Genomic DNA, 26,448 nt, shown 5'->3' on the forward strand with positions numbered 1-26,448 from the left:
CGTTCCAGCGGTATGGCCACTGATCTGAAGCTGGTGGTAGGACTCGGTAATCCGGGTGCGAAATATGCCGGCACCCGCCACAACATCGGCTTCATGGCCCTCGAGCTTCTTGGCGAGCGCTCTGGATTCAGCTTTCGTCAGCAAGCCAAGTTGCACGGTCTTGCAGCAGACACAGGGGTGGGTGAGCAGCGGCTGCGCTTGCTGATGCCCCAGACATACATGAACGACAGCGGTCGCGCGATTCGTGCGGCCCTCGATTGGTTTGGCCTGGAGCCCCACCAACTGCTGGTGCTGGTGGACGACATGGACCTACCGCTTGGTCGTTTGCGGTTGCGGGCCCAGGGCAGCGCCGGGGGGCACAACGGCTTGCGCAGCACCATTCAGCATCTTGGGACTCAGGCGTTCCCAAGGCTGAGGATCGGTATTGGTGCGCCTGCTGAGAATCCTGCCGAACGTCGTGTTCGAACGGTGTCCCATGTTCTTGGTCCGTTCAGCAAGGTGGAGCAACCCTGCGTCGGCGCTGTTCTTGATGCTGTTCTGGACGGGATTCAACGTCTTCAGCGCCAGAGCTTTGAGCGCGCTGGAACCTGGATCAACGGTTTTCGCTACGACCTGGAGCCTGTCGACTGATGCCGGCTCTCCCGGCGACAACGGCCCATTTGCGGGTGCTTCGCCAGTGTTTTCAAGCCAAATGCGTGGAGGGTGAAGTCTCTGCCGGAGGTTTTGAGTGGCAGTTTTCCTGGGCCTTTGATCGCGGCGAACTGGTGGTGGAGCCGTCCCTGGGACGTGCCTTGATCGAGGATGCTCTGCGGCGGTTTCTGGTGCGTTCCGATTACAGGCTGGAACCGGGGGGTGACTACACCTTCATGGTTCGGGCCAGGTTCTGAGCGAGAACGTGGGGGCCGGCTCCGGCCATCTCAGGCTGCACTGCAGGTGCTCCTCAAGCATCACCAAAGCTGCAACCGCATCCAGATCCACCGGTGGAATGCGCAGCCCTGCCGGCAGCATCCTTCGCCAACCCCGCGCCGGCCACAGCGTCCAGTAACGCTGTCTTGCCCTCAGGGTTGTTCCCTGCTCCGGAACCAAGGTCAGATGGCACAGCCGTTCTAGTCGCTTGATCCAGGCTCGGCTTCCCGTGCCATCGCCGATCAGGATGCGGTCGAGAGCTTGGTCTTGATTCCACTGCTCCAGCCAGGGTTCCACGGCCTCCGGGGCCAGCACATATCCTTCGCGCACAAGGCCGAGCTGAAGATCGGCCAGCACAAGACCACATTTGCAGCGACCTGGATCGAGAACGGCCACTCGTTTCATAGGGAGGCCTGAATGGTGACAACGACAGGATCGGCGCTGTCGCTGACCCCTGCGGAAATCACCTCCAGGACCACGCTTTGGCTGGGGCCTTCCATCAGGGTCTGGGCCAGTTGGGAGAGGGCTGATCCATCGAACTGAAGCCCCTCGGTCAGGGATCCACGCCGCTGCACCTCGGCATAGGCCGAGGCCAGGAGAAGGTTCAACCGTGTGCGAATGCCCTCTGGCGTGCGGTCATTCGGTTGAAGCGTGGTTGTGGCCAGCACATCTCCACGTTGGGCCACCGGCCGGTTGGGACGCGCCTCGGGGAAGGCGTACACCGCCGTTTCACCCCGCAGCACATTGGTGGCAGAGCGCAGCGAGATCACCCAGGTTTCCGGTTTGCGGATGATGTTTTGCAGGCGTTCCACGTCGCTTCGAGGAACGCGGATCAACTGGCGTTCGGGCGCTTCGCCAGGCCTCACTTTCCCGTAGGCGTTGAGATTGGCCTCCTGCAACAACCTGTCGACGGCCTGTTTGGCCTGGTCCGGAGCCTCGAGTCGAACCGTTGCTCTCGCCAAGGTCTGGCCGCTGCTGATCACCACCGATCCACGCCTCAGGGCGACCAGATTGCGTTCAAGTTGTTTGAGTTCCTGCTCCCCGGCACGGATACGGCTGCGAACGCTGTTGAGTTCGGCTTCCGTGCGTTGAATGTCCGCATCGCGGGAGGCGATGTCCTGGCTGAGGCGCTCACGTTCAGCTTCAAGTTGGGCCCGCTCGTTCTGAAGAGGAGCCAGTTCAAGGCGCAGGGTGTTGGCCCGCTGCTGCGCTTGCTTCAGCTCAATGGCGATCCGCCGGGTTTCTGTTTGGGTCTTGTCCCGTTCACGCTCGGCTGCCTTTAGCTGTCGCCGGCTGTCCTGGAGCTTCTCCTGCAGGGCATCCAACTCAAACAGGCCCACCCGCAGCTGTCGGCTCACCAGCAGCATCAGGCCAAGTGAAAGCGCACTGATCAGGCTGCCGGTCAGAACCGTGATCAGAACGGCGGTGCGCCTTGGGCGCATCTTGAACAAACTCAGTCGCGCTTTGCCGACGCGGCTGCCCAGACGATCACCCAGGGTCGACAGCACTCCCCCGAGCACCAGCAGAACCAGAATCAGTGCCCAGCCGCTCATGGCTGCACTCGTGGGGCGATGGCCGGACTAGCTGAAGCGTTTGGCCAGAGCGATCGGATCCAGAACGGTGATTTTCTTGCGGTCAATCTGAACCAGACCGGATTGACGCAAGTCTCCCAGCAGACGCGTAATTGTGACGCGTGTTGAGCCAATTGCTTCAGCGATGGCTTGATGGGACAGGCGCAGATCGATGGTGATGCCCAGCTCATCCGCCACGCCGAAATCCCTGCACAGCACCAGCAGGAAGCTCACCAGCCGGGACGACATGTCCCGATGGGTGAGGGTTTCAATCATCGTTTCGGTCTGCAGAATCCGGCTGGAGAGACCCTGCAGCAGGCGCAGTCCAACGCTGGTGTCGGCTTCGATGGCGGCCTTGACGGAGGTCGCCGGTGCCGTCACCATCTCGACCCTGGTAAAGGCCACAGCGTGGTAGAAGCGATCAGAGCGTTGGCCGGTCAGCAGTGACAGCACACCGAAGAGGCTGTTCTCGCGGAGCAGGGCCACGGTGATTTCCTCCCCCGACTCATAGACGCGGGACAGACGAACGGCCCCCCGGCGGATCAGATACACCCGTTCTGCGGGATCTCCAGGGAAGAAAATGGTCTTGTTGCGGTCCACCAGTTCACTGCTGGCGCCATCGAGATCTCGGATGATCTCAAGGAGAGAACGGTTGGCCGGTTCTGCGCTGGGAGAAGGAGCCACCATCTGCGGGGCGTATCGGCTGAAACCTCGGCTACTGGTCATGACAACCCCCTGGTGAAGCGAAATTACGGACCCGGCGGTGGCCGCCATGTAGCGGTTATTACGTAACGCTGCTGTGCTCGGTGAAGGCTTGGCGTTGTGCCTGCATCAGGGATGACAATCCCGGCTCCGCCAAATCCAGCAGCTCATTGAGCTGGCTGCGGCTGAAGGGTGCTCCCTCCGCAGTTCCCTGGATTTCCAAAAGACGGCCATCGCCGGCCTGCACAACGTTCAAGTCCACCTCGGCTCGGCTGTCTTCGCTGTAGTCCAGATCCAGCAAGGCCTGGCCATCCACCAAGCCCACGGAGACGGCCGCCACCTGATCGACCAGCGGCGATTGCTCCAGCACTCCCTGTTCCACCAGCGATCGGCAGGCCTGGTCCAGGGCGAGCCAAGCCCCGGTGATCGAGGCCGTCCGGGTGCCGGCGTCCGCCTGGATCACGTCGCAGTCGATCAGCAAGGTGCGCTCCCCCAGGCGTTCCATGTCGATCACGGCGCGCAGGCTGCGCCCGATCAACCGCTGAATCTCCTGGGTGCGACCCGAGAGTTTCATCAGCTCCCGTGATTGCCGCTGTGGGGTGGACCCTGGCAGCAACCGGTATTCGGCGCTGAGCCATCCCAGCCCTTCTCCCTTCCGCCAGCGGGGAACCTTGCCCTCCAAGCAGACGCTGCAGAGCACAGCGGTTCGGCCCGTGTGAACCACCAGGGAGCTCAGAGCAAACCCCATGGGATTCCAGGTCACCGAGAACGGTCGCAACTGCTCTGGGCGACGGCCATCAGTGCGGTGTTCAGGGGATTGGCTCATCGGTGGTGTGCAGTTCGTCAAGCCTCGCAGGCGGTTGGTTCTCGCCCCGTCCAAACACCATGGGTGGTGTCAATCCCCTTGTGGAATGTGATCTCGCCGCTACATTCAAGGTCTCGCCGGGGGCACCCGGGCAGATGCTTCCGTGATGACCACAAGCCTCGCCAATCCCCAAGCATTCCAGAACTCCCTGGATCAGGATCAGCAGGCTTTGCAGCGGGCGGGCCTCAGGCCCGTAGCACCTGTCTCTGATTCGCCACCCCTGCATCTGGTGGCCCCCGAAGGGCAGCTTCAAGTGCATACGGCGCCCTACCGAGGCAGTTTCGCCAGTGTTCTGAGTCAGGCCATGCGTGCTGCTGGCTTGGGCAGTCGTGTTCTGATCAGTCAGTTCCTCAAAGGGGGCGTTCAGCAGGGACCGGCTGGACGGGTGCAGCTCTGCGGAGGTCTTGTCTGGCTCCGTCCGGAAGTGCCCCTCTGCCTCTCCTCACCGGGGCATCCCGGTGGCGCCGAGGCGGTGGCTGCAGTTTGGTCCATCTGTCGCCAGCACTTGATTCAGGGAGATCTCGACCAGCTGGTGTTGGATGAAATCGGCCTTGCCGTGGCCTTCGGATACCTGGATGAAGCGGATGTGATTGCAGCCCTTGAGCAGCGGCCCGCTTCGATGGATGTGATCATCACTGGACCTGCAATCCCCGCCGGTGTGATGGAGATGGCAGATCAAGTCACGGAGTTGCGCCGAGGTTTCTGATGCTCAAGTGCGATCGCTGGATCACTGAACAGGCCGGCCAGGGAATGATCGAGCCATTCCAGAGCGGTCTGGTTCGTCACCTGGATCCGGAGCAAAAGCTGAGACCGGTTTTGAGTTTCGGTTGCTCCTCTTATGGCTACGACCTGCGCTTGTCGCCCCAGGAATTCCTGATCTTCCGGCATGTTCCGGGCACGGTGATGAACCCCAAGCGGTTCAACCCAGCCAACCTCGAGCCCACCCCCCTTCATGAGGATGAAGACGGGCGCTATTTCATTCTCCCTGCGCATTCCTACGGCCTTGGTGTGGCGTTGGAGAAGCTACGGGTTCCCCCCAACATCACCGTTATCTGTTTGGGCAAGAGCACCTATGCCCGCCTTGGAATCATCGTCAATACCACCCCGGCAGAAGCCAGCTGGGAGGGTCATCTCACCCTCGAATTCAGCAACAGCTCTGGCGCTGACTGTCGGATCTATGCCGATGAAGGCATTTGTCAGCTGCTGTTTTTTGAAGGTGATCCCTGCTCGACCACCTACAGCGATCGACAAGGCAAATACCAGCACCAACCGGAACGGGTGACGCTGGCTAAGGTCTAGCCCCCGCTTACGGGGCCAGTCGCGCCCGGTGAAGCCTGGTTTTTTCATACCAGGCTGCGAATTCCGGGGCCCAATTCACCATGTGGGGCCACATCAGATCGCAGAGCTGGCGGATCTCCAACTGGGCATCGAGCTTGGCCCTCAGATCCATGAAATGCAGGAATGCCCTCAGGCTGAAGCTCACCACAAAATGCTGGCGGTAGTCGAAAGGAAGTATGCCGCGTGCGTGCTCCTCGGCGAAACCGGCCTTGAGCAGATCCCTGTAGCGCTCGGCGGCACTTCGGCACAGATCGAGATCCTGTTGGCGTAGTGCTTCGGTGTAGGTGTATTTCTTTCCCTGCCGATCGCTGTACTCGCCGACGGGCCGTAGATAAAACACGTCCTCCAGGTCCAAGGCGCCATCCGCTGCACGGCAGATGCGTTCACCGGTGTAGCGCATGGATTGCACATCGAAGCTCACCCCAACCCGGTGGGTGCGGGCCTGCTGCATCACCGAGTGCGGGAAACATCCCACGTTCAGCACGATCTGCGCATGCTCCATCGGGCCGTAGTGGCCGCGTTCTCCAGACAGCAGACGTTTCACACAGATCTCCCCGGCCCGTTGCTCATCGGGCCAGTTGGCACGATCTGCGGCCACGAATCCTTCGCTGTAGTCCTGATGCATGGCGGCGTAAACGCATTGCTGCGGGTTCGGCGTGGCTGCGATCAGATCGACCCGAAAGCGGTCCATGGGAGCGTCAGAGTGACGAGTTGTGGTGATCATGGCGAGGCGTGTCAACCATGGCTGCGGGGCCCGGCGTTGGCTGGGCTTGAGGCACCTGCCAACGCATTGTTCGCGGAGAAGGGCGTCTCCAGCCGGCTGATGTTGCCGACGCCAGGCAAGGCAGGCAACGGTTGATCTTCAATCAGTGCTGTGGTGAGCAGCTGGAGTTCCTCAACGCTGCGTAAACCGATGGATCGGCCCTTAGCCTCCCCCTCGGCGTTAAACAGGTTCAACTGGGGAATGCCGTTGACGTCGTAGCGATCAACAAGATCTTGCCACCGGGGGTTGTCGACGTTGACCAGAACAACATCGAGTCGATCCCGCGATCGCTTCTCCAAATCCAGCATCGAAGGGGCCATCTCCCTGCAGACCTGGCACCAATCGGCGTAGAACTCGATCAGGGTTGGGCGTCCATTCGTTAACGCTGTTTGCGGGTCGAGGGATCGTCTCGCCAGCTGCTCCATCGGGCTTTCGCTCTGAATGCCGCCCCGCAGGATGACCAGGCCAATGGCCAGAACCACCGCGATCAGCACCAGCACCCATTGCTGTGCCGTGCCCAGGGGCGAAGACTTCGGAGTGCCTGTCATCGCACTGCAACCTCAGCGATCACTCTGGCAGCTCCTTCAAAAGGCCGCCGCTAGCTTGCATCCATGCCAATTCTGCGACTGCTGAGCCTTCCGGTTCGGGCGCCGTTGCTGACGGTGCTGTTTCTGGTTGCGGTTGTGCTCGGCAACCATTGGCAGATGGCTCAGCCCTCCTTCACGTCTCTCCATGGCGTGAGTGCGGCCTGGTTTTGGTGTTTCGTGCTGCTGCAGGTTCAGGTGGTTGTCGTCTTTTGCACGATGCCGGATCTGCTGTTGCGACAGGTGTCGATGCTGATGGCGTCGAGTCGGGTGATGACGTTGGTGGTCACGCTGCTGGTTGTGATCACCGGTGGGATCTATCTGTTGAAGCTGAATGTGCTTACCGACGTGCTGATCCTGGCGTCCGCCGTGATGTTGGCTCGGCTCGATCTCATCCGCATCGGTGTTCTGCCCGCCGCTGGGATCTGTCTTTGTCTAATGAGTGTGGTCGTGATCGGTGGCATCGTTTCCGGCACGCTGCTTCCGCATCCCAGCATCAGCTTTTTTGCAGAAGGATGGATTACCGCCTAGGTAACCCATCAGATTGTCGAGCACTTTCTTGGCGTAGAAACGTGTTTCGGGGTATGGAATGCGTTCCACCCAGAGCGCGGTTTCGGCAGCAGCCTTGGGATCCGCCCAAGAGTCCACGGCACCGGGCCCGGCGTTGTAGCTGGCAATGCTGCGAAAGGGGTCGTTCTCCCATTGATTCAGCAATTGGTTGAGATAACGCGCACCCAATTCGAAGTTGTTGGCGGGATCTTTCAGCATCGGTGTGCTGGTGGGCTCGCCAGCCATCTCTGCGGCAGTGGAGGGCAGCAATTGCATGACGCCAACGGCCCCGGCAGGGGAGACCACTCCAGGTGCGAAGCGTGACTCCTGTTTGGCGATCGCTCGCAGCAGATTGGCCTGAAGACCTTCTTGCTTGGCGGCTGTCTTTATTTCAGCTTCGAAGAGGCGAGGGAATTGGCTGCGATGCAGAAGGCTCCTTTGCTGGCAGCTGGGATCACGCCAGCGGAGACTGAGCCACCAGAGCTGATCCAATCCCATCCAGGTGTCCCCGACAGCCAGGCGCAGCCTGCCCTCGGCCAGACGTTCCTCGGGTGGCGGTGGGATCTCAGGATCTGCCTGGGCCTGCCAGGCTTCCCAGGCGGCGTGCACCTGGCCCAGGCGCCAGAGCTCGTTCACCAGGTTGTTGTGGCTGTTGAGCGGTTGCCAGGTGGCGGACTCGCGCTGTGGGGCTGGGGCTCGCAAATCCAGAGGTTCGGCCATGCCCAGTTGCTCCATGGCACGCCATCGGTAGTAGCCCCCTGGGAAGGCCTCGATCAGGCGGCGCCAGGTGCGTTCTGCCTTTGCCGTTTCGCCGAGTTGCTTTTGGCTCAGCCCCAACCAGAACAGCCGCCGCGTCTCCAATGGTGAAGGCAAGGGTCCATCCTCGTTGTGGCGTTTCAGCAGGTCGCGGGCACGCTCCCAATCCCCAGCAAGAAAAGCCTCGCGGGCCAGGTCCCATTGGAGTTGCCAGACATCGGGGTCGTTGGGCCAGCGGCTCAGGGCGGCATCTGCCCCGTTGCCGCCGGCGAGTCGCACGCGGGCTGCGGTAACGGCAGCTGAGCGCTCCGGAAGGGCATCCAGAACCCCAGGCTGGGGATTGAGCGGTTCGCTCAAGATCTGTGCTGCTTCAAGGCTGGCGGGATGGTTTGGGTGGCTCTGCGCCAGGGTCAGCAGCTGGGCTGTACCCACGTCAGGGTCGCCATGCAGCAGGAGGGAACGACCGATGGCCAGTTGGGTCTGCGGGGCGGCATCAAGCTCCTGAAGGCAGGTCAGAGCGGCGTCGGCATGGCCGCGTTTTGCCAGTGCTTGCACCAAGGTTTGGCGCTGATCAGCTTGAGGTGCCTGCGCCCCCGTGGCTTGGCAGGCGTCAACCATCAGCTCCAGCGCGCCGGCTTGGCGTGCATTCCAACGGGCCAGGTGCAGGGCGCCCTGATGGTTTGGCAGCGCTTCGGAGCCATCCCGAGCCGCCAAGGTCAGTGCTGCTGGGTGGGCGGGTTGCAGTTGGAGCAGCCGCTGATGAAGCGCCGGGTTGGTGTTGCCAAGCGCCAATCGTGCCCAGGCGGAGCCAGGTGCTTTGGGAAAGCGATCCAACAGGAACTGCCAGGTCTGCGTGGCTTCCGACGTCTTCCCAAGGGCGTCGGCGGTGAGGGCTGCCCGTTCGAGCACCACGGCCGCCATCGGATCACGCCCCCAGCCCTGGCCATGGAGCAGGTCCGGTGCCCCATCCCTGGCCACCATCAACAAGGCGGCTTCGCGACGGGTCTGTGGATCGATGGCCCAGCGGTAGTGCTGCCAGAGGCTTGCCTGCGAGACCTCAGGAGTGAGGGGCTGATGCTGCCTCTTCAGCAGGTGCTGCCCGCCCCATGCAGCCAACCCACTGAAACCAGCAACCGACAGCAGCAGCAGCGTTCCGATTCGCGGCCCTGCCTGCACATCCAACCTGCAGCTGGTTGCATTCTGACGCTCCTCAGTTTGTTGGTGAGCCTTTGATCAGCTGAGGGCTATGAAGGGCAGAGCTGCACCTGTCACGTTCCTGGGAATCAGCGTCAGAGGTGCTTCCTATGGTGCTGTCCACGATTGAGACCCATGGTTCAAGAGGCGTGTTCCCCGATTGGCCCCGCTCTCGGTGATGCTGCGCCAGGGTTTGGGACCGATGGAATCCGTGGGCTCGCCGGCACCGTTCTGACCCCCGCCCTGTGTCTTCAGGTGGGCTATTGGGTTGGTCGGGTTCTCCAGGCGGAAGGCCCTGTTCTGATAGGGATGGACTCCCGGACCAGCGGCAGCATGGTGGTTGCTGCCTTGACGGCTGGTTTAACAGCGGCCGGTCGAGATGTGTGGACCCTTGGTCTTTGTCCGACGCCGGCGGTTCCGTTGTTGATCCGCCAGCTGGGAGTCGCCGGCGGCCTGATGGTCTCCGCCAGCCATAACCCACCTGCAGACAATGGCATCAAAGTGTTTGGTGTTGATGGCGCCAAACTCAGCGCCTCCCGTCAGGCCCAGGTGGAAGCCTGTCTGAAGGGGCAGACGTCTATGGCTGAGCAGGGGAAATTCCGCTGCGGTGTGGCGCGCCCCAGCGCCGATCTCCTCGATCGCTACAGGGAGGTGTTGCAGGAATCGGTGGCTGAACGCCGACTGGATGGCGTTCCCATCGTTCTCGACCTCTGCTGGGGATCCGCGACGGCCTGTGGTGCTGATGCTTTTCGTGCCTTGGGGGCTGATCTCACCGTGCTGCATGGAGAACCCGATGGCTCCCGCATCAATGTGGCTTGCGGGTCAACCCATCTGGAACCGCTGCAGCGGGCTGTGATCGAGCGCGGCGCAGCGATGGGTTTTGCCTTTGACGGTGATGCTGATCGGATGCTGGCAGTGGATGGCCGCGGCCGCATCATCGACGGAGATCATGTGCTCTTCCTCTGGGGATCCGTGTTGCAGGAGCAGCAGGCGCTCCCTGAGCAGCGCTTGGTGGCCACCGTGATGTCGAACCTCGGCTTCGAGAGGGCCTGGCAGCAGCGGGGCGGCACCCTCGAGCGCACGCCGGTGGGAGATCAGCATGTCCATGCCGCGATGGTGGCCAGTGGCGCGGCCCTTGGTGGAGAACAATCCGGCCACATCCTTTCGGCCTCCCATGGACTCTGTGGCGATGGTGTGCTGACCGCCGTGCAGTTGGCCACCCTCTGCTATGCCCAGGGCATCAGTCTCAGCGATTGGTTGGACCGCAGTTTCCAGGCCTACCCGCAGAAATTGGTCAATGTGCGGGTGATGGACCGTGCGCGTCGCAAAAACTGGAGTGCCTGCACCGCTCTCACCGACGCCATTGCTTCAGCTGAGCAGTCGATGGGCGAGAACGGTCGCATTTTGGTGCGAGCCAGCGGTACCGAGCCCGTGCTCCGGGTGATGGTGGAAGCTGAGCAGTCGGATGCTGTTGAGCATTTGACGGGGCATCTGGCTGCCGTTGCAGAGGAACATCTCAACGTGGCCTGAGGGGCAAGGCTTCAGCCATCTGCAGGGCGCCATCACAGGCATCGCCTTTGGCCTTGCCCCATTGAGCCTCAGGAATCGACTGGCGAATGGCCTGTTGCACGGCCGTTCGGAACCCCGGGAGATGGGTCACGGCTCCCCCATGGCAGATCACCACGGGGGAGCGCAGGTACAGCTGCTGGACCACGGTGCTGATGCAGCTGGAGAGGGCTGCTGCTGATCGCTGCACAATCTCCTTCGCGCCCGGGCAATCCTGGACTGCTGCCTCCACCACCAGCGGAGCCAAGGCCGCGAAGTCCGCTGTGCTGAAGCCGTGCTGCACCACCCGGGCTTTGACCGCTGCGTGGCTGTCGCACCCCATCTGATTCCAGATCTGCAGGCGCAGAGGATGGTCGGGCAGGCGCCCATCGGCCATGCGCAGGGTCAGTTGCAATCCCTGGTGGCCGAGGTCAAAGGCCGAGCCGGCTCCATCAAGCAGCCATCCCCAGCCGCCACAGCGGTGTTCATGGCCGTTCTCGTCTCGGCCCAGCACGATCATTCCCGTGCCGCTGATCGCCAGGATTCCTGCACCTTCAGGGATCGCACCTCGCAAGGCTGTGCGTTCGTCTCCGGTGACCAGCACCTTGATCACCCCTGTGGCATCACCGATGGCCAGGGCTTGACTCACCAAACGTTCAGCGCGCTGTTGCAACGCTGTTCCGTGTTCGATGCCGCTGGCTCCCACGACGGCCGCCTGGATCACGCCATCGGGATGCGTCTTGAGGGCCTGCTGTGCACTGGTGCGGATCGCCTCGAGGAAACGTCGTTCACCCTGGGGGGCATCCAGGTGACTGACTCCGGGTCCTTCGCCTTCGCCAACAGGCTGGTGCAAGCCGTTTTGAACCACACTGAGGCGGCAGCGCGTGTGCGTCTGTCCGGCATCGAATCCAGCGAGCAGTCTCATGATTTCATGGGTTGACTCACCAGGCTGGCCAGGGCAAACCATCCGATCAGCTGAACTTCGGGGCGGAAGAAGATCGTGTCGGTGCTGCCCTGCATCAGTAGGCCAGCGATGGCAGCGAGGCTGGCGATGGACGTCAAGGCGCTTGAACCGTTCGCGTTGAGTTGAAGAAGGCCCTGCCGCAGGCTGGTGGCTAGCAATCCCAGGCAAGCCAGCAGCCCGGGAATGCCTGTTTCCACAAGGATTTCCAAGGGAACGGAGTAGGCACTGAGGGCGTTGAACTTCGGTTGCTGATACAGGGGATAGATGCTGTTAAACGCTGCATTGCCAGGGCCGATGCCCAGCCAGGGACGGTCTTGAACCATCTGGATGGCTGCCATCCAGACGTTGATGCGGAAATTGTTGGAACTATCCCCCCGTCCCGCCAGCAGGCTGGTGATGCGTGTGCGGATCGGATCGATCTGGGTGGCCGCTACCACCAGACAAGCGGCTCCAACCAGCAGCATGGCGAGGGGCACCAGACGTCTCCAGAGTGGAGGCCAGTGGCGCGTCCAGCGCAGCAACAGCAACAGCAGCAGCACGGCCCCGGCAGCAACCATCCCCAGCCAGCCGCCGCGGCTGTAGGTGAACAGCGTGGCTGTTGGTGCCAACACCAAGGTGGTGCCGGCAAACAGCTGGGCTCCCACGCCGCGCCAGCGCACCAGTGCAATCGCGGCGAAGGGAATCAGCGGCAGTAGGTAACCCGCCAGGAGGTTGGGGTTGCCCAGGGGGCCGTAGATCCGAATGGTGCCGGCGCTGATGGAATTCGGATCGGCCCAGCGCGCCAGTTCCTCGCTGGAGGCATACAGCTGTCGCAAGGCCAGAACGCTGCTGAGCAGCCCGCCACTCAGCAGTCCGGCGACCAGACGGTCCCACCATCGGCTGTTGCTCAGCAGCAGCTTGCAGAGCAAGGCATAAACGCCCAGGTAGCTGAGCAGTTTGATCAGGCCTTTGCTGGCGGCAATTGGAACCGGAGAACACCCCGTGGCCACAATCGCGATGGCCAGAAAAAGCATCAGCCAGCGCGAGATGGTTCCGATGCGCTCGTGTGGTGGACTGCAGAGGCACCAGAGCAGCCACAGAGCTCCGCAGGCTGTAACCACCAGGGCCAGGCCTGTGCGTGAGAACAGGGGAAGACCCGTGAGCAAGACCAGCAGGAGCAGTCCCGCCAGGCTTTCAAGGCGTTTCAGCACCGCTTGATCCGGAGCAATCAGCCCCTGCCAGCGCACCAACAGTGCCCCACCGTTCGCCGTCTGGGTTGCATCCGCAGAGGCCATCGTGGGGCTTCAAGTGGTGAGTGCTTCCGCCGGATTATCGATCTCTTGCCAGCGCTGTTCCAGATCTGACACGGAAGGAAGTGGATTCTGGTTGCGGCGGTAGAGCACCCGGTAGACGGGGAGGTTTTGCTTAAGCACGTACCGCTCCCGTTCCGTGGGAACCGAAAGCGGGTTGCTGGCGCGCCAGTGACGTTGATCCTCCACGGGGCGGTCAAAACAGGCGCTGAGTTCGGTGAGAGCCACCATCGGCTCAATCACGTTGAGAACATCGCTCTGCAAAAACAGCTCACGGCCGGGCTGGAGCGCGGTTGCAATGGCCAAAAGCAGCGCGGGTTGCAGGACCCGGCGCTTGCGGTGGCGCCGTTTGAACCAGGGATCGGGGAACTGGATGGAGACCCGCTGGAGTTGGTCCTGCTTCAGGGCCTTCATCCAGCCTTCCAGGCTGATGTTGGCGTTGCAGAACAGGATCCGAACATTGCCGTGCTCCGAGGCAAGAGCATCTCGATCGGCGGACGTCACCAGCGGTCGGCGGATTTCAACGCCGAGATGGTTCCAATGGGGATCACGTTCGGCCAGACCAAGCAGGCAACGCCCGCGGGCACAGCCGATATCAAGATGGATCGGCTGATCAGGAACCCGGAACAGCTGCTCAGGTGGTGGAAGTTCCAGCGGAAGCTGAAAGAAGCTGCTGAGGGGATTGACGTGCTGACGCAAGGTTCCGAGGCGATGCGATCCGGTTCAACCGAGATTGTCAGAGCTGCTGCCAGAGGTGCTGTCGGGGTCCTGGCGCAGCAGGCCCCAGCAGGCGGTGTAGCCATGGAGATGCGTCGTTCCGCCGACGGGCCCGATCTCACCGTTGCAGAACGCTCCTGCCACGGGCAGGTCAGGCATCAGTTGGCGCGCCACGCTGATGTCGCCATCGGCACGACCGAAAAGCCCCTGGCCCCGTCCCAGGCAGGCCATGAGCAGTCCGAAGTGGACCGTGTCGCCTGAATCAGCTGTCGCTGCCTTGAGCAGGGAAACGGCTTCGTCCTGGGAGGCGGCAGCTTCGCGCAGGTGAAATTGCACGTTTTGACCGGCACGCACCCGCTCAGCAACGGCCACGGCGCCGTTGTTGGGATCGACTCCGATCAGGTTGCGGATCAGGAAGGCACTTGCTTCTGAGGCTGCTCCGTTGGCGTTCAGCCGCAGGCTGCTGCGTTGCACGCCGAGGAACAGCGAGTGTCGCACCAGCTCGCGCTCCCGTTCGCTGAGGTCGGCCAGAACCCGTTGCAGGCAATTGATGGGGCTGGCCTTGGTGCTGCCATCACTCAGTTCCAGCAACACGTTGCGCTGCACTTGCTCGATTGAGAAAACCGGGCCGATGGGTCGACAGCCCTGTGCCACCACTGTTTCGAGTCGCCAGCTACCCCCGATGGAGCAGACCACTGCCCCGGTCACAACCTGGTCATCCAGCAGCAGCGATCCGTGTGGGCTGTTGTGGGGTGATGCGATGCCACCAATCTTCTCTGCGCCCGGATAGGCGTAATCCAGCCCGCTGAACAGGTCATTGATTCCACTGCTGGTGGGGTCGATCAGCAGGATCTGGCTGCGGGCAGCCTTGGGGGTGATGTCAACCCAGTCATGCCATTGCTGGGCCGCTCCATCCAGATCAGGCAACTCCTCTGTGTTCAGATGTTGGGTGGCGATTGAGGCCCCCGGCAGGGAGAGCACCGTCACGCTCAAAGCAGGCGTCTGCTCCAGTTCCGAGGCGCTGCCGTCACCGCGGGTGCCCACCACGCCTCCCCCGGTGCATCCGATCCAATGCTTCGCGCTGATCTGGGCGCGCAGCATCGGTAGCAGTCGCGGCAGGTCGGTGGCGTAACCCGTGGAGGTGAAGACGAGGGCGAGATCGGCTTCGCCCCTGGAGCGGCCCAGTTGCTCGGCCACATCCCGAACGGCCTCGTCCAGGGACGCTTTCGCAGAAAGCCCTGTCCGGCAACTGGCTTCAGCGCCCCCAGAACGGAACCAGCTGAACGGTGCGAACGGTGCCATGAGGCAGACCCTATCAACCTTGGAGGTCAGCTCGGGACGTTGATAATGGCGGCACTGTGACAGTCCCCGGTGAACGAGCTCACGTACCGCGCTCTGGTGTGGCTGACCTATCGCCTGGCCGCCACCTTTGCCGTGGGTGTGCCCTTGGTGCTGTTGATCTGGTCGGCCTGGCGTCGCGAGCCATTGGTGCTGCGGCTGCTCGGCATCTACTGGAAGGTGGCGAGCCTGATGGCGATCAGCCTGCTGCTGCTGACCGACCAGCGCCCCCTCGGCTACGCCATGGCGGTTGCAGCACCGGTGTTGATGGTGATCAGCATGTGGTTCTGGGTCGACATCAACGAAGAACTGGCCGACCAGCCGTCCTGGCGTCCGCTGCCCCTTGCCGTGAAGGTGTGGCGTTGGGCGTTCAGTGGGTTCGGTCTGCTCAGCTTGGGCATGAGCGTGACGGGTTTGGGCTGCATGCAACAGCTGCAGTCCCCGGCCTGTCTCACCTGGCTGGAAGCTCCTCAGGGCATCCATGGCCTCGCGGCCACGGTGTTCAATTTTCTGTTCGGTGGTCTGTGGACCGAGGCCGTTGCTGCCTTTGTGGGGTATGTCGCCCTGGTGGCCTACCTGGCTGGTCTGCTGCAGTGGTTGTTGGTGCGTTTGCCCCGTTACGGCCGCGTGGCTGGAGATTTCTGATGACTGACCAGGCGGTGGTTCAGGCCCTGGAGGAGCGTACGCGTGTTCAGCCCCAGCGGGTTGTCCGCTTGCGGGGCCAGGTGAGGGACGAGCTGTTTGAGTTGCTGATCTTTCGTGGGTTCAGCAGCAGCACCACCCACCCAACCGCCTTTGACCCTGATGCCTCTGTTCTCCCTGAAGGAACAAGCCTGGATCAGGCTGAGCTGCTGCAGGGCCCCTTGTCTCCCAGCCAGGAGGTGGTCCTGGCTGGGCCGATGCCGCCGAACGACCTCCTGGCTCAGGGCAACTGGTGAGTCCGGCGTTCCAGAACGCCAACACAGCGTCCGCAGATGTGGGGATGCTCCGGGTGCTGACCCACATCCCCCTCGTAGTGCCAGCAGCGCTCGCATTTGGTTCCCCGCGCTCGGCTCACCTCGATCGATGCGAGCTCGTCGTCTTGGCTGGCCAGCACTTCGGCCCAGGGCTCGCCGCCAAGCTGCAGTTGTGAGACCAGCAGCCAGTCCCGCAGGCCATCCACCTCGGCATCTCCCGTCTCACTCAGCCAGGACAGAGCGGCCTGAAGTTCCGTACGGTGGGCCTCAATCCGAACGGCTGCCTCGAGTGATGCGCCGAGTTCCTGACGGCCGCGGCAATCTTCCAGCACTTTGTTGACGGCGGCGCGGAGTTCCCGCAGCTCTTGAACCGGAGCGCTGAGAGTGGCATCACGCCACTCGGCTGGAATCTGCGGCCAGCCGCGGTGGAAGACCGAGGTCTCCTCCACGGGGTAAGGCAGGTTTTGCCAGATGTCTTCGGCCATGTGGCACAGCACCGGAGCGATCAAGCCGGCCAGCCGTTCGATGATCAGGGCCATCACGGTCTGGCAGCTGCGCCGGCGCTGGTCCTGGGGGGCGCTCACGTAGAGCCTGTCCTTGGCGATGTCGAGGTAGAAGTTCGACAGATCGGTGACGCAGAAGTTCTGCAGCAGCTGGAAGAAGCGGAAGAACTCGAAGCTTTCGAAGGCTTCTGTGATCTCGTCCATCACCTCGGCCGTGCGCTGCAGCATCCAGCGGTCAAGCAACGGCAGCTCAGCAGTGGGAATCGCGTCGGTTGCCGGATTGAAGTCGTGCAGGTTGCCCAGCAGATAGCGGCTGGTGTTGCGCACCTTGCGGTACACATCGGCCAGTTGCCGCAGAATCCCGGCTCCGATCGGCACATCGGCGGAGTAATCCACCGAGCTCACCCAGAGCCGCAGCACATCGGCGCCGTAGGGCGGTTCCTGTTTCTGGTTCTTGCCCCCCTCAATAATCACCATCGGGTCGACCACATTGCCGAGGGATTTGCTCATCTTGCGGCCTTTCTCATCTAAGGCGAAGCCATGGGTGAGTACCCGCTTGTAGGGGGCGTGGCCATTGACGGCAACTGAGGTGAGCAGTGAGCTCTGGAACCAGCCGCGGTGCTGGTCGGATCCCTCCAGGTAGAGGTCGGCGGGATAGCTGAGGTTGTCGCGCTGACGGGCGACAGCGGCCCAGCTGGAGCCGGAGTCAAACCACACATCCATGGTGTCGGTGCCCTTGCGCCACTGGTCGGCCTGGTCGGCGTAGGTGGGCGGCAGCAGATCCGCTTCGTCTTTCTCCCACCAAACGTCGGCACCGTGCTCGGCGATCAACGCCTGGATGTAGTCCAGGGTGTCGGCGTTCAGCAGCACCTCGCCGTTGTTGCGGTGATAGAAGACAGGGATCGGCACCCCCCAGGTGCGCTGACGGGAGATGCACCAGTCGCCCCGCTCCTTCACCATCGATTCGATTCGGTTGCGACCGGAGGCAGGGGTCCACTCCACCGCAGCGATCGCATCGAGGGCCTGCTGACGGAATCCCTCCACAGAGGCGAACCACTGTTCTGTGGCTCGGAAGATGGTGGGTTTCTTGGTGCGCCAGTCGTAGGGGTAGCGGTGGCCATAGGCCTCCTGTTTAAGCAGGGCCCCGGCGCTCTCCAGTGCTTCGATGATTTTGGCGTTGGCGTCCTGCAGCACATTCAGGCCTGCGAACGGCCCGGCCTCGTCGGTGAGGTTGCCGGCTTCGTCCACAGGGCAGAGCACCGGCAGGCCGTTCTTCTGGCCGGTGTGGAAGTCGTCGACGCCGTGACCAGGCGCCGTGTGCACGAGGCCCGTGCCCGATTCGGTGGTGATGTAATCGCCCCCGATTACCACTGGACTGGTGCGGTCCAGAAGCGGGTGGCGGTAGGTCAGACCTGCGAGCAGGGCCCCCTTCACCGTGGCGCGCCGGCTCAGTGGCCGTTCCAGGGTTCCGCTCAGCGCCTCGATCAGATCTGCAGCCACCAGCAGCAGTCGGCCTGCGCCGTCGTCGGCCAGGGCGTAATCGAGCCGTTCATTCACCGACACCGCCAGGTTGGCCGGCAGCGTCCAGGGGGTGGTGGTCCAGATCGCCACTTGCAGGGCCTTCCCAAGGGCGTCTGTCTCCGTGGGCAGGTCCAGGCCCTCGGCCTTGAGGGAATCCCGCAGTGCTTCCGGCAGCTCCACGGCTGGGAAGGCGGCGTAGACGCTGGGACTTGTATGGCCGTCTGGGTACTCCAGTTCGGCTTCGGCCAAGGCTGTGCGTGAGCTCGGACTCCAGTGCACCGGCTTCAGACCCCGGTAGATGTGGCCCTTGAGCACCATCTCGCCAAACACCCGAATCTGAGCTGACTCGTACTCCTTTTGCAGGGTCAGATAGGGCTGCTCCCAGTCCGCCCAGATGCCCCAGCGCTGGAAGCCTTTCATCTGGCCATCCACCTGTTTGCGGGCGTAGGCGGCGGCTTTTTTACGCAGCTTGATCGGTGTCAGCGCCTTGCGCTGCTCCTGATCGATCGACTGCAGCACCTTCAGTTCGATCGGCAGGCCGTGGCAGTCCCAGCCCGGCACGTAGCGCACCTGCCGCCCGTTCAACACCTGATATTTGTTGATGACGTCCTTCAACACCTTGTTGAGGGCATGCCCCATGTGCAGAGCACCGTTGGCGTAGGGCGGGCCGTCATGGAGGGTGAAGGTCGGGCCGCTGTTGTTCAGGCCGAGCTTGCCGTCGATGCCCTGGTCCTTCCAGAAGGCCTGCAGTTCAGGTTCGCGTTGGACGGCATTGGCGCGCATGCCGAAACCCGTCTGCAGCAGGTTGAGCGTGTGTTTGTAGGAGGGACGTTCCTCAGCGGCGGCGTCGCGCGTCTCCTTGCTCACGGGGTCCCTGCTCTGGCCTCGGGATTATCAGTCTTCGCCCTCTGGTGATGTGACCTCGGCTGCTTCGGTGGCTGCTTCGGTTGACGCGGTCTCGCTTGCGCCCGTGGTTTCAGGGGACTCGGGTCGCACCCATTTTTTGCCCGTCACCCCTGAATTTCCGGCCGGTTTGAGTTGTTTGGCGATGCCGCTGATGCCTACGCCCACACGGCCTGTGGTGATAAAAAGTTGTTGAAGGCTGGTGCGCCAATGATCCAGCGAGGTGAACCGCTGCTGCTCGGTTTCGCTGAGGCTGTTCCAGCGGGCCTGCCCGACCTCGGAGCCCAAGCGTGCGATCAAAAGGCCTGCGCAGAGAACGGCAAGCATCGGCGCTCCCCGCAGCCGGTCTGTGCTGGTGACCAGAACGAGACCCAGCAGCAACACCACCGCACCCCAAACACCATCGCGGGGGCGGCTGAGTTCAACGGCCAGCAGGGGAAGCAACAGGAGTGCCAGGCCGAGCAGGAGGCAGAGATCGCCGCTGAGGGTCGCAAGCATCCGTGGTGTAACGGTGTGCTCCCATTCTGGTGCGATCTCTAAAGTCAGGGCGATGCCCACCTGGCGGAATTGGTAGACGCGCTGGTTTTAGGTACCAGTGGCTTTGGTCGTGGGGGTTCAAGTCCCCCGGTGGGCATTCCTTTCTCTACCGTGGTTCGGGATCGTTACAGACTTGTTGCCTGACCTCCGGATGCATCAGAGCACTGCTCAACAACAGCAGCCGCGTCCGGTTGGAGTGGGCTACCGCTCGGTTCCACGTGAATTCGTCGACCCGCCGTCCTTCTGGAACCCCACCGTCGGCCTCTTCCTTGGTGGTTATGCCCTGGCGGTCCTGACCATCTGGGGCTGGTTTGTGGCGGCTCTGCCCCTGCCGGTGTTGCTCTGTACGGGCTTCTTGGCACTGCACCTGGAAGGGACCGTGATCCATGACGCCTGCCACAACGCGGCCCATCCCAATCGATGGATCAACCAGGCCATGGGCCATGGCTCGGCGTTGCTGCTCGGCTTCAGCTTTCCCGTCTTCACGCGGGTGCATCTGGAGCATCACGCCCATGTGAATGATCCGAAGAACGACCCGGACCACATCGTGAGCACCTTCGGGCCGCTCTGGCTGATCGCTCCGAGATTTTTCTACCACGAGTGGTTTTTCTTCCAGCGTCGCCTCTGGCGACGCTGGGAGTTGATGCAGTGGGGACTGGAGCGCAGCATTTTTGTGGTGATCGTTCTGGCAGCGGCGCGCTTTGACTTCCTGCCGTTCATCTTCAACTGCTGGTTTGCTCCTGCCCTAATGGTCGGCGTGACGCTGGGTTTGTTCTTCGACTACCTCCCGCATCGGCCGTTCACCTCCCGCAACCGCTGGACGAATGCCCGGATCTACCCCGGCAAGCTGATGAACTGGCTGATCATGGGGCAGAACTATCACCTGGTTCATCACCTCTGGCCATCCATTCCCTGGTTCGAATACAAACCGGCCTACGAGGCCACCAAGCCTCTGCTCGATTCCAAGGGCTCGCCCCAACGTTTGGGAATTTTTGAGACCCGCCAGGATGGGTATAACTTCCTCTACGACATCCTTGTGGGAGTTCGCAGCCACAAGCGCCGCAGCGGAAAGATGAGGCGTGCTGCCCGCTTCATGCCGGGACGGGGGCTGCGCCGCAATTGGCTCGGTTTTGTTGACCGCATCGCAATCAAAACCGAGCCCAAGCGTTGGGTGTCCCGCTGAGTCGCGTTCAGTCGGCCAGGATTTTAGGAACCCGGAAGAAGTCCCCCTCCCTTTGGGGTGCCTGGTCGAGGATGTCCTCCCGAACGGCGGTCGGCTGCACTCCATCAACCCGTGTGACGTTGGTCACCTCCACGGCTCGGGTGGTTTCCGGAACGCCTTCGGTGTCCACCTGCTGAAGCTGACCCACGTATTCGAGGATGGACTCGAGCTGACCGGTGTAGGTCGCAATCTTGTCCTCGGGCAGATCAAGACGGGCGAGCTGGGCCACTTTGCGGACGTCGTCGCTGGAAATCTGGCTCATGACTCGCCGAGGAACGTGCGCAGATCCTCGCTCAACGCGGTGGCGGCTGTCTCCAGCAAGGCATCCCCATGCTGCGCGGTGGCCAGGGAAGGGTGGGACCCCATGCGTCCATCGGGATGACGGCGACGGAAGTCGTCTGGTCCATGAATGGGGCCTGCCGGTGCGGGGTCGGGCAGTGGTCGCTGCTTGCTCTGCAGGCTGGGCTCCACAGCGAGGGTGACAGCGATTTCGCTGGGCGTGGCGTGATGGCCTTCTTTGTCGCCATATAGATCGCGTGCCTGGCGCATCACGGGCCCCGCCATGAACCAGTTGGCCAGCCGACAACGCAGCTGTGGGGCAACGGGGAGATTGCGGGTGGTGGCGGTGCCGTGGGCCTGGGCAAAGGCGGCTTTGGCCGTCGCAATGTTGCCGCCGTGGCCATTGATCACGAACACCCGTTCGAAGCCATGTCGGCCCAATGACAACACCAGGTCGTGCAGAACGGCCAAAAGTGTTGCTGGCTGCAGGCTCATCGTTCCCGCGAAACCAAGGTGGTGTTCCGCCATGCCGAAGGCCTGGGCTGGGGTAACCAAGACGCCGGTGCGACGTCCCACCTCCAGGGCCACCGCTTCTGCTGTGAGGGCGTCGGTGCCGATGGCGCCCGTGGGGCCGTGCTGCTCGGTGGATCCCAGGGGAATGATCACCCCCTTGCAGCCCTGGAGGTAGCTCTCTACCTCAGGCCAACTGCGCAGGGCGAGGCGAATGGCGTCCGTGCTGTCGACAGGACCGGGAGTTGCAGCGGTCATTCAGGCAGAACCAGTGCCCTGATGATCGCTCAACTCCAGCCGATCAGTGGGCGGTGCCGTTGCCGTCGTACTGATCGGTGTTGTAGTAGCCGCCGCGGGTTCCGAAGAACAGGCAGGCCAAGGGGAACAGCACGATGCTGGCGAGAAGCACAGTTCCGAGGTTGAAGCTGGAGGTGGCTGCGTCCATCACCTGGCATGAACTGGCTTCAGTTTGGTGTGGATGCGCCGTTATTGCATCGATGACGTGGCTTCTGTTGTGACTTCGCCTCCTTCCACAGGCATGTCCAGCCACTCCCTCAGCCATCCCGTGAGCCAGATGAAGGGAAGCGTGTCGGTTAACGCCGCTAGCACCTTGAACAGATAGCCGCTGCCGATGAAGCTGATCAGCTGCGGCAACACGGGCCGTTCCGGCTGCACAGGAAGCACATGGGCGCCGTAGTGGCTGATCAGCACCACTGCACTGGTGTCCACCAACTGGCTCACCAGGGTGGAGCCGTTGTTGCGCAGCCAGAGCGCTTTGCCTTTTGTGAGCTGTTTCCAGAAATGGAACAGCCGCACGTCCACGAACTGCGCCGTGAGATAGGCAACCATCGAGGCTCCAACAGAACCGAAACTGAGCTGCTGAATCGTGCGAAAAGTGCTGTCATCACTGCCGCTCATGCTCGGCAGAACGCCCCCCAGCCAGAGGATCAGCAGCACCCAGCCGTTGAGCAGCAGCCCGACCCACACCACCTGATTCGCTTTCTGTTCTCCCCAGAGTTCGCTGATCAGATCAGTGCAGAGGAACGTGATCGGGTAGGGCAGTGCGCCAACGGCCACCACGATCGGCCAGCTGCCAATGCTGCCCAGCTGAAGGAAGCGAGTCAGCCCCAGGATGTTGAGCATGCCCAGGGTCCCGAGAAACAGTCCCGCCAGCACCAGAAACACCCCATCACGCCGTGCCTGGAGGTTGCTGTCCACAGCCTGCAACGTTCAAGCTGGAACAAGCGTGGCCGCCAATCGGCAGCCTGTCATCGATTTCGTTTCGCTTCCGCTCAACTTTTTTGCCCGTCCTGCCCAGATCGTGGGCCCTGATCTGGTGGGATGCAGGTTGGTGAAGCGCCAAGACGACGGCAGCCTGCTCTGGGGCGTGATCGTGGAAACAGAGGCCTATTCCCAGGACGATCCCGCCTGTCATGGCTACCGCCGCCGCTCACCGCAAAACGAAACCCTGTTCGGCGAGCCAGGGCGGTTTTATGTGTATGTCAGCTATGGCATCCACCACTGCGTGAACGTCGTCACCGATCGGGGCGACTGGGCCAATGGTGTGTTGCTGCGTGCCGTGGCTCTTCCCGATGAACCGGAGCGGATTGCGGCAGGGCCAGGACTGCTGGCCCGTCGTTTCGGGCTTGATCGCCGTGATGACAGCCGTCCGGTGACGGGCGAACATGACGTGTGGATGGCCCCAAGGTCAGACACGTTTGCCAGCCAGGATCTTGTGACAACAACGCGGATCGGCATCTCTCAGGGCGCTGCAATCCCATGGCGCTGGTATCTGCAGAGCAGTCGCAGTGTCAGCAGGCGTGCTCGGGGTGATCGCACGCCGCCCAAGGCACAGTGCTGGTCGCCATCGCTGGAGCTGTCGTCATGAGTGGCTGGCCGCATCGCCACGTTCTCGATCTCGCATCGTTTTCGCGGGAAGACTTCGCGGCGGTGCTTGAGCTGGCCCAGCGGTTTCGTTCGCTGCCCATCACCGGTGCCCGCAAACTTCCCGCCTTGCAGGGACGTTTGGTGGCAACGCTGTTCTTTGAACCCAGCACCCGAACCCGCAGCAGTTTTGAGTTGGCAGCCAAGCGTCTCTCGGCCGACGTAATGAGCTTTTCACCCTCCAGCAGTTCACTCAGCAAAGGGGAAAGCGTTCTCGACACGGCGCGCACCTATGTGGCCATGGGGGCCGATGTGTTGGTGGTGCGCCATCGTTCCACGGGTGTCCCGCAGCAGCTGGCGCATGACCTGCAGCAGATGGGCGAGCGCACCGTGGTGCTCAATGGGGGCGATGGACTTCACAGCCATCCCAGTCAGGGTCTGCTGGATCTGCTCACGCTTGCCCGCTTTTTCTCGCCTCGGCACCCCATGCCGGAGGCGCTGCAAGGCCGTCGGATTGTGATTGTTGGAGACATCCTTCACTCGCGGGTGGCCCGCTCGAATCTCTGGGCGTTGTCGGCCTGTGGAGCGGATGTGGTGCTGTGCGGTCCTCCCAGCCTTGTTCCGGATGATTTCGCGGCCTTCGTGGATGCTCCGCCCCCAGGTCTGCCGGAAGACCCTGTCCCGCAACGGGGCAAGGTCAGCGTGGTACGGCGCCTGGAGCATGCACTGCCGGGCGCCGATGCCGTCATGACCCTGCGGCTTCAGAAGGAACGAATGGGCCAGCAGTTGTTGACCAGCCTGGAGCGCTACCACCGCGATTTCGGGCTGAGCCATGAGCGGATGCAGCTCTGCGGTCAGAACGTTCCCGTTCTGCACCCCGGCCCGGTCAATCGCGGCGTTGAACTGAGTGGCTCGCTCTTGGATGACCCGCGCTGCAGCCTGGTGGAAGAGCAGGTCAGGAATGGCGTTCCCACTCGGATGGCCTTGCTCTATTTGATGGCAGCTTCCGAATCCGCAGCTGAAGCATCCTTGGTGTCGAGCAGCTCCTGAGTTTGGGGAAGGCCACTGAGCTGATGGGCGTAGTAATCCATGGCTGCCTTGAGGGCGGCATCGGGTTCGGCGATGGAGGGACCTTTGCCGCTGGCCATCGGGAAGTGGGCATCCTCCGCATCAAGGGCCAGATGCTGGCTCGGCATGCCTGTGAGCAGAATTGAGGCCCGCTCACGGGTAGCAAGCACGTACAACCACTTGATGCTCAACGTGATCCGGTTCTCCCGGTTCGGCATCAAAGCCAGGTGGACGATGGCCCAAAGCAGCAGACCCATTCGGCCGGAAACTTTGAAGCCATGCAGGTCGGCGACGGCACTCGCCTGCACTACGGCCATGCTGCCGAAATCGAAATAGCGGAACGTGGGGCGGTCTTGACCAGCCACGATCGCGGCGATGTCCTTGCCGATGAATGTGCCGGCCTGTTTGGCGGGAGCGGCCATCCCAGGCAGTGGCTTGCCATTCACGGTGTGGCTGTAGCTGCAGAGATCACCGGCAATGCGGATCTCGGGATGGTTCGGAATCGAGAAATCGGGATTGACGATCACCCTCCCACCGCGATCGAGTTCGCAGCCCGTGGCCTCTGTCAGCTTCTGTCCCAGATGGGATGGTTTGACTCCAGCGGTCCAGATCACCGTTGCCGCCTGGATACGAACATCCCCATCTGGGCTGCTGATCACAACCTCTCCGGGTCGCATGGTTTGGACGCGGCCTTGGGGTATGAATTCCACGCCATTCAGCTCAAGGGTTTTCTGAGCATCTTTGGAGAGCTCTTCTGGCATCGCTCTCAGAACCCTGTCGCCGGGGTCCACCAACACGATTCTCGTTTTCTGAGAATCAAGCTGTTTGAAGGCACTGTTCAGAGCCCACCGCATGAGCTCTGAAACGGCGCCAGCCATCTCACAACCGGTGGGGCCTCCGCCCACAATCACAACGGTCTGCAGAAATTGGCGAGCCTCGGGATTCGGCGTCTGCTCTGCCTGCTCCATCGCCATCAGCAGACGGCGTCGAATCTCTTCGGCGTGCTCGAGGATTTTCATCGGGGGCGCAAAGGTGCGCCAGTCCTCATGGCCGAAGTAGGTGCTGCCCGAACCCGTCGCCAGGATCAGATGGTCATAGCTGTAGGCCTTGCCGTTGAACACGATCTGCTTGCCCTCGGGGTTCACCGCGGTGACCTCGCCCAGGAGCACCTGCACGTTGCCTTGCGTCCCCACCAGTTCTCTCAGAGGGGTGGCGACATCGCTCCTTGAGACCAATCCGGTAGCAACCTGATACAGCAACGGCTGAAACAGGTTGAAGTTGCGCTTGTCAATCAGGGTGATGCGCACATCGGCCTTGGCCAGGGCTTTGCAGGCATGCACCCCTGCAAAGCCGCCGCCAACGATGACCACATGCGGGGCATCACGCAGCCGCTCAGCTGGCGGTTCAAGTTCCAGAAAGTAATGGTTGCCTGCCACCTCCAGCCCATCGGAGTCCCTTCCGAAGGGTATGAATTGCAGTCTGGGTTGGCTGTTTTGAACGGTTCTGCTTCAGATCAGCTTGAACCCTTCGAGAAAGAGGCCGTAGAGAAAGCCGATACGACCAAGATCGAGGAGCTGTTGGGGCAGCTTCAGTGATGGCTCGGAGCTGCGTTGCCGCCGAATTGTGAGCTCAGTGCCCAGCACTACCAACAGCGCTGCAACAGGGTCCATTTGACCGAGAACACCGGCCACCGGAGTGATCGCGGTGCCGATCAAAAAGCCAATCAACCCGGCAATCGCCAGCAAAGACAATCGCCGCCATGGGTTGCGTGCCCAGTTCTCCAGCCTTTGGAGCGCTGCTCCAGCGTTGGTCTGCAGCCGGGTGGATTGAAGCCGTCGCACGGCATGGGTTTCAGGGGAAGAGGCAGGGTTGAAACCAGTGATCCCCATCACCCGGCCATGCCCCTGCCTCCCTTCTATACACAACATCTGGGCAACCTGCAGGCATCAGACACTACGGATAGGAGATTTCAATAAAAAAACCC

General features: G+C 62.2%; 30 protein-coding genes and 1 tRNA gene. 12 read left to right on the forward strand and 19 right to left on the reverse strand.

Translation table 11 applies throughout. The features are described 5' to 3' along the window. Positions 1-12: 12 nt before the first annotated feature. Both pth and SYNCC9605_RS01325 read left to right on the forward strand, forming a co-directional pair. The gene (gene pth, locus SYNCC9605_RS01320; protein ID WP_011363293.1) at positions 13-630 is read left to right on the forward strand and encodes an aminoacyl-tRNA hydrolase; all 618 of its coding nucleotides are present in this window, start codon (positions 13-15) and stop codon (positions 628-630) included. Continuing rightward, complete coding sequence (locus tag SYNCC9605_RS01325) at positions 630-887, forward strand: DUF3146 family protein (RefSeq protein WP_011363294.1); 258 nt, start codon at positions 630-632, stop codon at positions 885-887. Before pth ends, SYNCC9605_RS01325 begins: the two co-directional genes overlap by 1 nt. Here the strand turns inward: SYNCC9605_RS01325 and SYNCC9605_RS01330 are convergent. Genes SYNCC9605_RS01330 through rph form a run of 4 tightly spaced genes read right to left on the reverse strand, consistent with a single transcriptional unit; the run spans position 865 to position 4,005 of the window. Beyond that, positions 865-1,311 carry a resolvase gene (locus tag SYNCC9605_RS01330; RefSeq protein ID WP_011363295.1) on the reverse strand — a complete coding sequence of 149 codons (447 nt, stop codon included), beginning with the start codon at positions 1,309-1,311 and terminating at the stop codon, positions 865-867. The two genes, SYNCC9605_RS01325 and SYNCC9605_RS01330, sit on opposite strands and share 23 nt — an antisense overlap. Further along, positions 1,308-2,459, reverse strand: a complete 1,152-nt coding sequence (locus SYNCC9605_RS01335) for a DUF3084 domain-containing protein (RefSeq protein WP_011363296.1) — start codon at positions 2,457-2,459, stop codon at positions 1,308-1,310. Before SYNCC9605_RS01335 ends, SYNCC9605_RS01330 begins: the two co-directional genes overlap by 4 nt. Before the next feature lie 27 nt (positions 2,460-2,486). Beyond that, entirely contained in the window at positions 2,487-3,203 is a 717-nt protein-coding gene (gene ntcA, locus SYNCC9605_RS01340; RefSeq protein ID WP_011363297.1) for a global nitrogen regulator NtcA, read from the reverse strand. 58 nt (positions 3,204-3,261) lie between these two features. Then, the gene (rph, locus tag SYNCC9605_RS01345) at positions 3,262-4,005 is read right to left on the reverse strand and encodes a ribonuclease PH (protein WP_011363298.1); all 744 of its coding nucleotides are present in this window, start codon (positions 4,003-4,005) and stop codon (positions 3,262-3,264) included. 145 nt (positions 4,006-4,150) lie between these two features. On the opposite strand from rph, the gene SYNCC9605_RS01350 reads away from it, so the two are divergent. Both SYNCC9605_RS01350 and dcd read left to right on the forward strand, forming a co-directional pair. Further along, positions 4,151-4,750: a cob(I)yrinic acid a,c-diamide adenosyltransferase gene (locus tag SYNCC9605_RS01350; RefSeq protein WP_011363299.1), complete on the forward strand. Its 600-nt coding sequence runs from the start codon at positions 4,151-4,153 to the stop codon at positions 4,748-4,750. Beyond that, a complete protein-coding gene (gene dcd / locus SYNCC9605_RS01355) occupies positions 4,750-5,343 on the forward strand; it encodes a dCTP deaminase (RefSeq protein ID WP_011363300.1) in 594 nt (197 codons plus the stop codon). Before SYNCC9605_RS01350 ends, dcd begins: the two co-directional genes overlap by 1 nt. 7 nt (positions 5,344-5,350) lie before the next feature. Here dcd and thyX read toward each other — a convergent pair whose 3' ends face one another. Together thyX and SYNCC9605_RS01365 are read right to left on the reverse strand one after the other, a co-directional pair. Continuing rightward, positions 5,351-6,073, reverse strand: coding sequence for an FAD-dependent thymidylate synthase (thyX, locus tag SYNCC9605_RS01360; protein WP_041434338.1), 723 nt, complete (start codon positions 6,071-6,073; stop codon positions 5,351-5,353). Positions 6,074-6,117: 44 nt separating this feature from the next. Beyond that, complete coding sequence (locus tag SYNCC9605_RS01365; protein WP_011363302.1) at positions 6,118-6,693, reverse strand: thioredoxin domain-containing protein; 576 nt, start codon at positions 6,691-6,693, stop codon at positions 6,118-6,120. Positions 6,694-6,756: 63 nt separating this feature from the next. On the opposite strand from SYNCC9605_RS01365, the gene SYNCC9605_RS01370 reads away from it, so the two are divergent. After that, positions 6,757-7,260 (forward strand): hypothetical protein, encoded by a 504-nt coding sequence (locus SYNCC9605_RS01370; protein WP_011363303.1) that lies wholly within the window; start codon positions 6,757-6,759, stop codon positions 7,258-7,260. Here the strand turns inward: SYNCC9605_RS01370 and SYNCC9605_RS01375 are convergent. Beyond that, the gene (locus tag SYNCC9605_RS01375) at positions 7,165-9,210 is read right to left on the reverse strand and encodes a transglycosylase SLT domain-containing protein (RefSeq protein ID WP_011363304.1); all 2,046 of its coding nucleotides are present in this window, start codon (positions 9,208-9,210) and stop codon (positions 7,165-7,167) included. The genes SYNCC9605_RS01370 and SYNCC9605_RS01375 overlap by 96 nt on opposite strands. A 153-nt stretch (positions 9,211-9,363) precedes the next feature. On the opposite strand from SYNCC9605_RS01375, the gene glmM reads away from it, so the two are divergent. Next, positions 9,364-10,758 carry a phosphoglucosamine mutase gene (glmM, locus tag SYNCC9605_RS01380; RefSeq protein ID WP_011363305.1) on the forward strand — a complete coding sequence of 465 codons (1,395 nt, stop codon included), beginning with the start codon at positions 9,364-9,366 and terminating at the stop codon, positions 10,756-10,758. Here the strand turns inward: glmM and SYNCC9605_RS01385 are convergent. From SYNCC9605_RS01385 to SYNCC9605_RS01400, 4 genes are read right to left on the reverse strand one after another with little or no spacing between them, the layout of a single operon-like run. Then, on the reverse strand, positions 10,745-11,698 hold the full coding sequence (locus SYNCC9605_RS01385; RefSeq protein WP_011363306.1) for a BadF/BadG/BcrA/BcrD ATPase family protein: 954 nt from the start codon (positions 11,696-11,698) through the stop codon (positions 10,745-10,747). The two genes, glmM and SYNCC9605_RS01385, sit on opposite strands and share 14 nt — an antisense overlap. Beyond that, complete coding sequence (locus tag SYNCC9605_RS01390) at positions 11,695-13,011, reverse strand: IctB family putative bicarbonate transporter (RefSeq protein WP_011363307.1); 1,317 nt, start codon at positions 13,009-13,011, stop codon at positions 11,695-11,697. The genes SYNCC9605_RS01385 and SYNCC9605_RS01390 overlap by 4 nt, the downstream gene beginning before the upstream one ends. Before the next feature lie 9 nt (positions 13,012-13,020). Further along, the gene (gene trmB, locus SYNCC9605_RS01395; protein WP_011363308.1) at positions 13,021-13,725 is read right to left on the reverse strand and encodes a tRNA (guanosine(46)-N7)-methyltransferase TrmB; all 705 of its coding nucleotides are present in this window, start codon (positions 13,723-13,725) and stop codon (positions 13,021-13,023) included. Positions 13,726-13,749: 24 nt separating this feature from the next. Beyond that, the gene (locus tag SYNCC9605_RS01400; protein ID WP_011363309.1) at positions 13,750-15,045 is read right to left on the reverse strand and encodes an FIST signal transduction protein; all 1,296 of its coding nucleotides are present in this window, start codon (positions 15,043-15,045) and stop codon (positions 13,750-13,752) included. 69 nt (positions 15,046-15,114) lie between these two features. Here SYNCC9605_RS01400 and SYNCC9605_RS01405 point away from each other — a divergent pair, with 69 nt between their 5' ends. Both SYNCC9605_RS01405 and SYNCC9605_RS01410 read left to right on the forward strand, forming a co-directional pair. Continuing rightward, positions 15,115-15,726, forward strand: a complete 612-nt coding sequence (locus tag SYNCC9605_RS01405) for a DUF3177 family protein (protein ID WP_011363310.1) — start codon at positions 15,115-15,117, stop codon at positions 15,724-15,726. Next, positions 15,726-16,019 (forward strand): hypothetical protein, encoded by a 294-nt coding sequence (locus SYNCC9605_RS01410; RefSeq protein WP_011363311.1) that lies wholly within the window; start codon positions 15,726-15,728, stop codon positions 16,017-16,019. The genes SYNCC9605_RS01405 and SYNCC9605_RS01410 overlap by 1 nt, the downstream gene beginning before the upstream one ends. Here the strand turns inward: SYNCC9605_RS01410 and ileS are convergent. Beyond that, complete coding sequence (gene ileS / locus SYNCC9605_RS01415; RefSeq protein WP_011363312.1) at positions 16,004-18,928, reverse strand: isoleucine--tRNA ligase; 2,925 nt, start codon at positions 18,926-18,928, stop codon at positions 16,004-16,006. The genes SYNCC9605_RS01410 and ileS overlap by 16 nt on opposite strands. Before the next feature lie 27 nt (positions 18,929-18,955). Then, positions 18,956-19,462, reverse strand: a complete 507-nt coding sequence (locus tag SYNCC9605_RS01420; RefSeq protein ID WP_011363313.1) for a Ycf66 family protein — start codon at positions 19,460-19,462, stop codon at positions 18,956-18,958. Between the two features lie 54 nt (positions 19,463-19,516). Here SYNCC9605_RS01420 and SYNCC9605_RS01425 point away from each other — a divergent pair. Both SYNCC9605_RS01425 and crtR read left to right on the forward strand, forming a co-directional pair. Beyond that, positions 19,517-19,598 (forward strand) — tRNA-Leu (locus tag SYNCC9605_RS01425). A gap of 54 nt (positions 19,599-19,652) precedes the next feature. Then, entirely contained in the window at positions 19,653-20,684 is a 1,032-nt protein-coding gene (gene crtR, locus SYNCC9605_RS01430; RefSeq protein ID WP_041434339.1) for a beta-carotene hydroxylase, read from the forward strand. A gap of 7 nt (positions 20,685-20,691) precedes the next feature. Here crtR and gatC read toward each other — a convergent pair whose 3' ends face one another. Genes gatC through SYNCC9605_RS01445 form a run of 4 tightly spaced genes read right to left on the reverse strand, consistent with a single transcriptional unit; the run spans position 20,692 to position 22,730 of the window. Then, positions 20,692-20,985, reverse strand: coding sequence for an Asp-tRNA(Asn)/Glu-tRNA(Gln) amidotransferase subunit GatC (gene gatC / locus SYNCC9605_RS01435; protein WP_011363315.1), 294 nt, complete (start codon positions 20,983-20,985; stop codon positions 20,692-20,694). Then, positions 20,982-21,770: a creatininase family protein gene (locus SYNCC9605_RS01440; RefSeq protein WP_011363316.1), complete on the reverse strand. Its 789-nt coding sequence runs from the start codon at positions 21,768-21,770 to the stop codon at positions 20,982-20,984. The genes gatC and SYNCC9605_RS01440 overlap by 4 nt, the downstream gene beginning before the upstream one ends. Positions 21,771-21,813: 43 nt before the next feature. Continuing rightward, entirely contained in the window at positions 21,814-21,957 is a 144-nt protein-coding gene (locus tag SYNCC9605_RS14985; RefSeq protein WP_170950905.1) for a hypothetical protein, read from the reverse strand. Between the two features lie 41 nt (positions 21,958-21,998). Continuing rightward, positions 21,999-22,730 (reverse strand): queuosine precursor transporter, encoded by a 732-nt coding sequence (locus tag SYNCC9605_RS01445; protein ID WP_156782941.1) that lies wholly within the window; start codon positions 22,728-22,730, stop codon positions 21,999-22,001. 28 nt (positions 22,731-22,758) lie between these two features. Between SYNCC9605_RS01445 and SYNCC9605_RS01450 the strand changes: the two genes are divergently transcribed. Beyond that, positions 22,759-23,400, forward strand: a complete 642-nt coding sequence (locus tag SYNCC9605_RS01450; protein ID WP_049749402.1) for a DNA-3-methyladenine glycosylase — start codon at positions 22,759-22,761, stop codon at positions 23,398-23,400. Next, positions 23,397-24,446: an aspartate carbamoyltransferase catalytic subunit gene (locus SYNCC9605_RS01455; protein ID WP_011363320.1), complete on the forward strand. Its 1,050-nt coding sequence runs from the start codon at positions 23,397-23,399 to the stop codon at positions 24,444-24,446. The genes SYNCC9605_RS01450 and SYNCC9605_RS01455 overlap by 4 nt, the downstream gene beginning before the upstream one ends. On the opposite strand, the gene SYNCC9605_RS01460 is transcribed toward SYNCC9605_RS01455, so the two are convergent. Together SYNCC9605_RS01460 and SYNCC9605_RS01465 are read right to left on the reverse strand one after the other, a co-directional pair. Next, positions 24,386-25,900: an NAD(P)/FAD-dependent oxidoreductase gene (locus SYNCC9605_RS01460; protein WP_011363321.1), complete on the reverse strand. Its 1,515-nt coding sequence runs from the start codon at positions 25,898-25,900 to the stop codon at positions 24,386-24,388. The genes SYNCC9605_RS01455 and SYNCC9605_RS01460 overlap by 61 nt on opposite strands. A gap of 72 nt (positions 25,901-25,972) precedes the next feature. Further along, positions 25,973-26,353: a DUF565 domain-containing protein gene (locus SYNCC9605_RS01465; protein WP_049749403.1), complete on the reverse strand. Its 381-nt coding sequence runs from the start codon at positions 26,351-26,353 to the stop codon at positions 25,973-25,975. Positions 26,354-26,448: the final 95 nt, after the last annotated feature.

The organism is Synechococcus sp. CC9605, from assembly GCF_000012625.1.
Lineage (GTDB): Bacteria > Cyanobacteriota > Cyanobacteriia > PCC-6307 > Cyanobiaceae > Parasynechococcus.

Excerpts from the sequence above, each read along its gene's own strand:
- SYNCC9605_RS01410 (WP_011363311.1), top strand. The coding sequence starts at position 15,726 with ATGACTGACCAGGCGGTGGTTCAGGCCCTGGAGGAGCGTACGCGTGTT.
- SYNCC9605_RS01365 (WP_011363302.1), bottom strand. The coding sequence starts at position 6,693 with ATGACAGGCACTCCGAAGTCTTCGCCCCTGGGCACGGCACAGCAATGG.
- thyX (WP_041434338.1), bottom strand. The coding sequence starts at position 6,073 with ATGGACCGCTTTCGGGTCGATCTGATCGCAGCCACGCCGAACCCGCAG.
- ntcA (WP_011363297.1), bottom strand. The coding sequence starts at position 3,203 with ATGACCAGTAGCCGAGGTTTCAGCCGATACGCCCCGCAGATGGTGGCT.
- SYNCC9605_RS01330 (WP_011363295.1), bottom strand. The coding sequence starts at position 1,311 with ATGAAACGAGTGGCCGTTCTCGATCCAGGTCGCTGCAAATGTGGTCTT.
- crtR (WP_041434339.1), top strand. The coding sequence starts at position 19,653 with ATGCATCAGAGCACTGCTCAACAACAGCAGCCGCGTCCGGTTGGAGTG.
- SYNCC9605_RS01440 (WP_011363316.1), bottom strand. The coding sequence starts at position 21,770 with ATGACCGCTGCAACTCCCGGTCCTGTCGACAGCACGGACGCCATTCGC.
- SYNCC9605_RS01335 (WP_011363296.1), bottom strand. The coding sequence starts at position 2,459 with ATGAGCGGCTGGGCACTGATTCTGGTTCTGCTGGTGCTCGGGGGAGTG.
- SYNCC9605_RS01390 (WP_011363307.1), bottom strand. The coding sequence starts at position 13,011 with ATGGCCTCTGCGGATGCAACCCAGACGGCGAACGGTGGGGCACTGTTG.
- SYNCC9605_RS01385 (WP_011363306.1), bottom strand. The coding sequence starts at position 11,698 with ATGAGACTGCTCGCTGGATTCGATGCCGGACAGACGCACACGCGCTGC.
- gatC (WP_011363315.1), bottom strand. The coding sequence starts at position 20,985 with ATGAGCCAGATTTCCAGCGACGACGTCCGCAAAGTGGCCCAGCTCGCC.
- dcd (WP_011363300.1), top strand. The coding sequence starts at position 4,750 with ATGCTCAAGTGCGATCGCTGGATCACTGAACAGGCCGGCCAGGGAATG.
- SYNCC9605_RS01370 (WP_011363303.1), top strand. The coding sequence starts at position 6,757 with ATGCCAATTCTGCGACTGCTGAGCCTTCCGGTTCGGGCGCCGTTGCTG.
- SYNCC9605_RS01420 (WP_011363313.1), bottom strand. The coding sequence starts at position 19,462 with ATGCTTGCGACCCTCAGCGGCGATCTCTGCCTCCTGCTCGGCCTGGCA.
- pth (WP_011363293.1), top strand. The coding sequence starts at position 13 with ATGGCCACTGATCTGAAGCTGGTGGTAGGACTCGGTAATCCGGGTGCG.
- SYNCC9605_RS01465 (WP_049749403.1), bottom strand. The coding sequence starts at position 26,353 with ATGGGGATCACTGGTTTCAACCCTGCCTCTTCCCCTGAAACCCATGCC.
- glmM (WP_011363305.1), top strand. The coding sequence starts at position 9,364 with ATGGTTCAAGAGGCGTGTTCCCCGATTGGCCCCGCTCTCGGTGATGCT.
- rph (WP_011363298.1), bottom strand. The coding sequence starts at position 4,005 with ATGAGCCAATCCCCTGAACACCGCACTGATGGCCGTCGCCCAGAGCAG.
- SYNCC9605_RS01350 (WP_011363299.1), top strand. The coding sequence starts at position 4,151 with ATGACCACAAGCCTCGCCAATCCCCAAGCATTCCAGAACTCCCTGGAT.
- SYNCC9605_RS01325 (WP_011363294.1), top strand. The coding sequence starts at position 630 with ATGCCGGCTCTCCCGGCGACAACGGCCCATTTGCGGGTGCTTCGCCAG.
- SYNCC9605_RS14985 (WP_170950905.1), bottom strand. The coding sequence starts at position 21,957 with ATGGACGCAGCCACCTCCAGCTTCAACCTCGGAACTGTGCTTCTCGCC.
- SYNCC9605_RS01400 (WP_011363309.1), bottom strand. The coding sequence starts at position 15,045 with ATGGCACCGTTCGCACCGTTCAGCTGGTTCCGTTCTGGGGGCGCTGAA.
- SYNCC9605_RS01455 (WP_011363320.1), top strand. The coding sequence starts at position 23,397 with ATGAGTGGCTGGCCGCATCGCCACGTTCTCGATCTCGCATCGTTTTCG.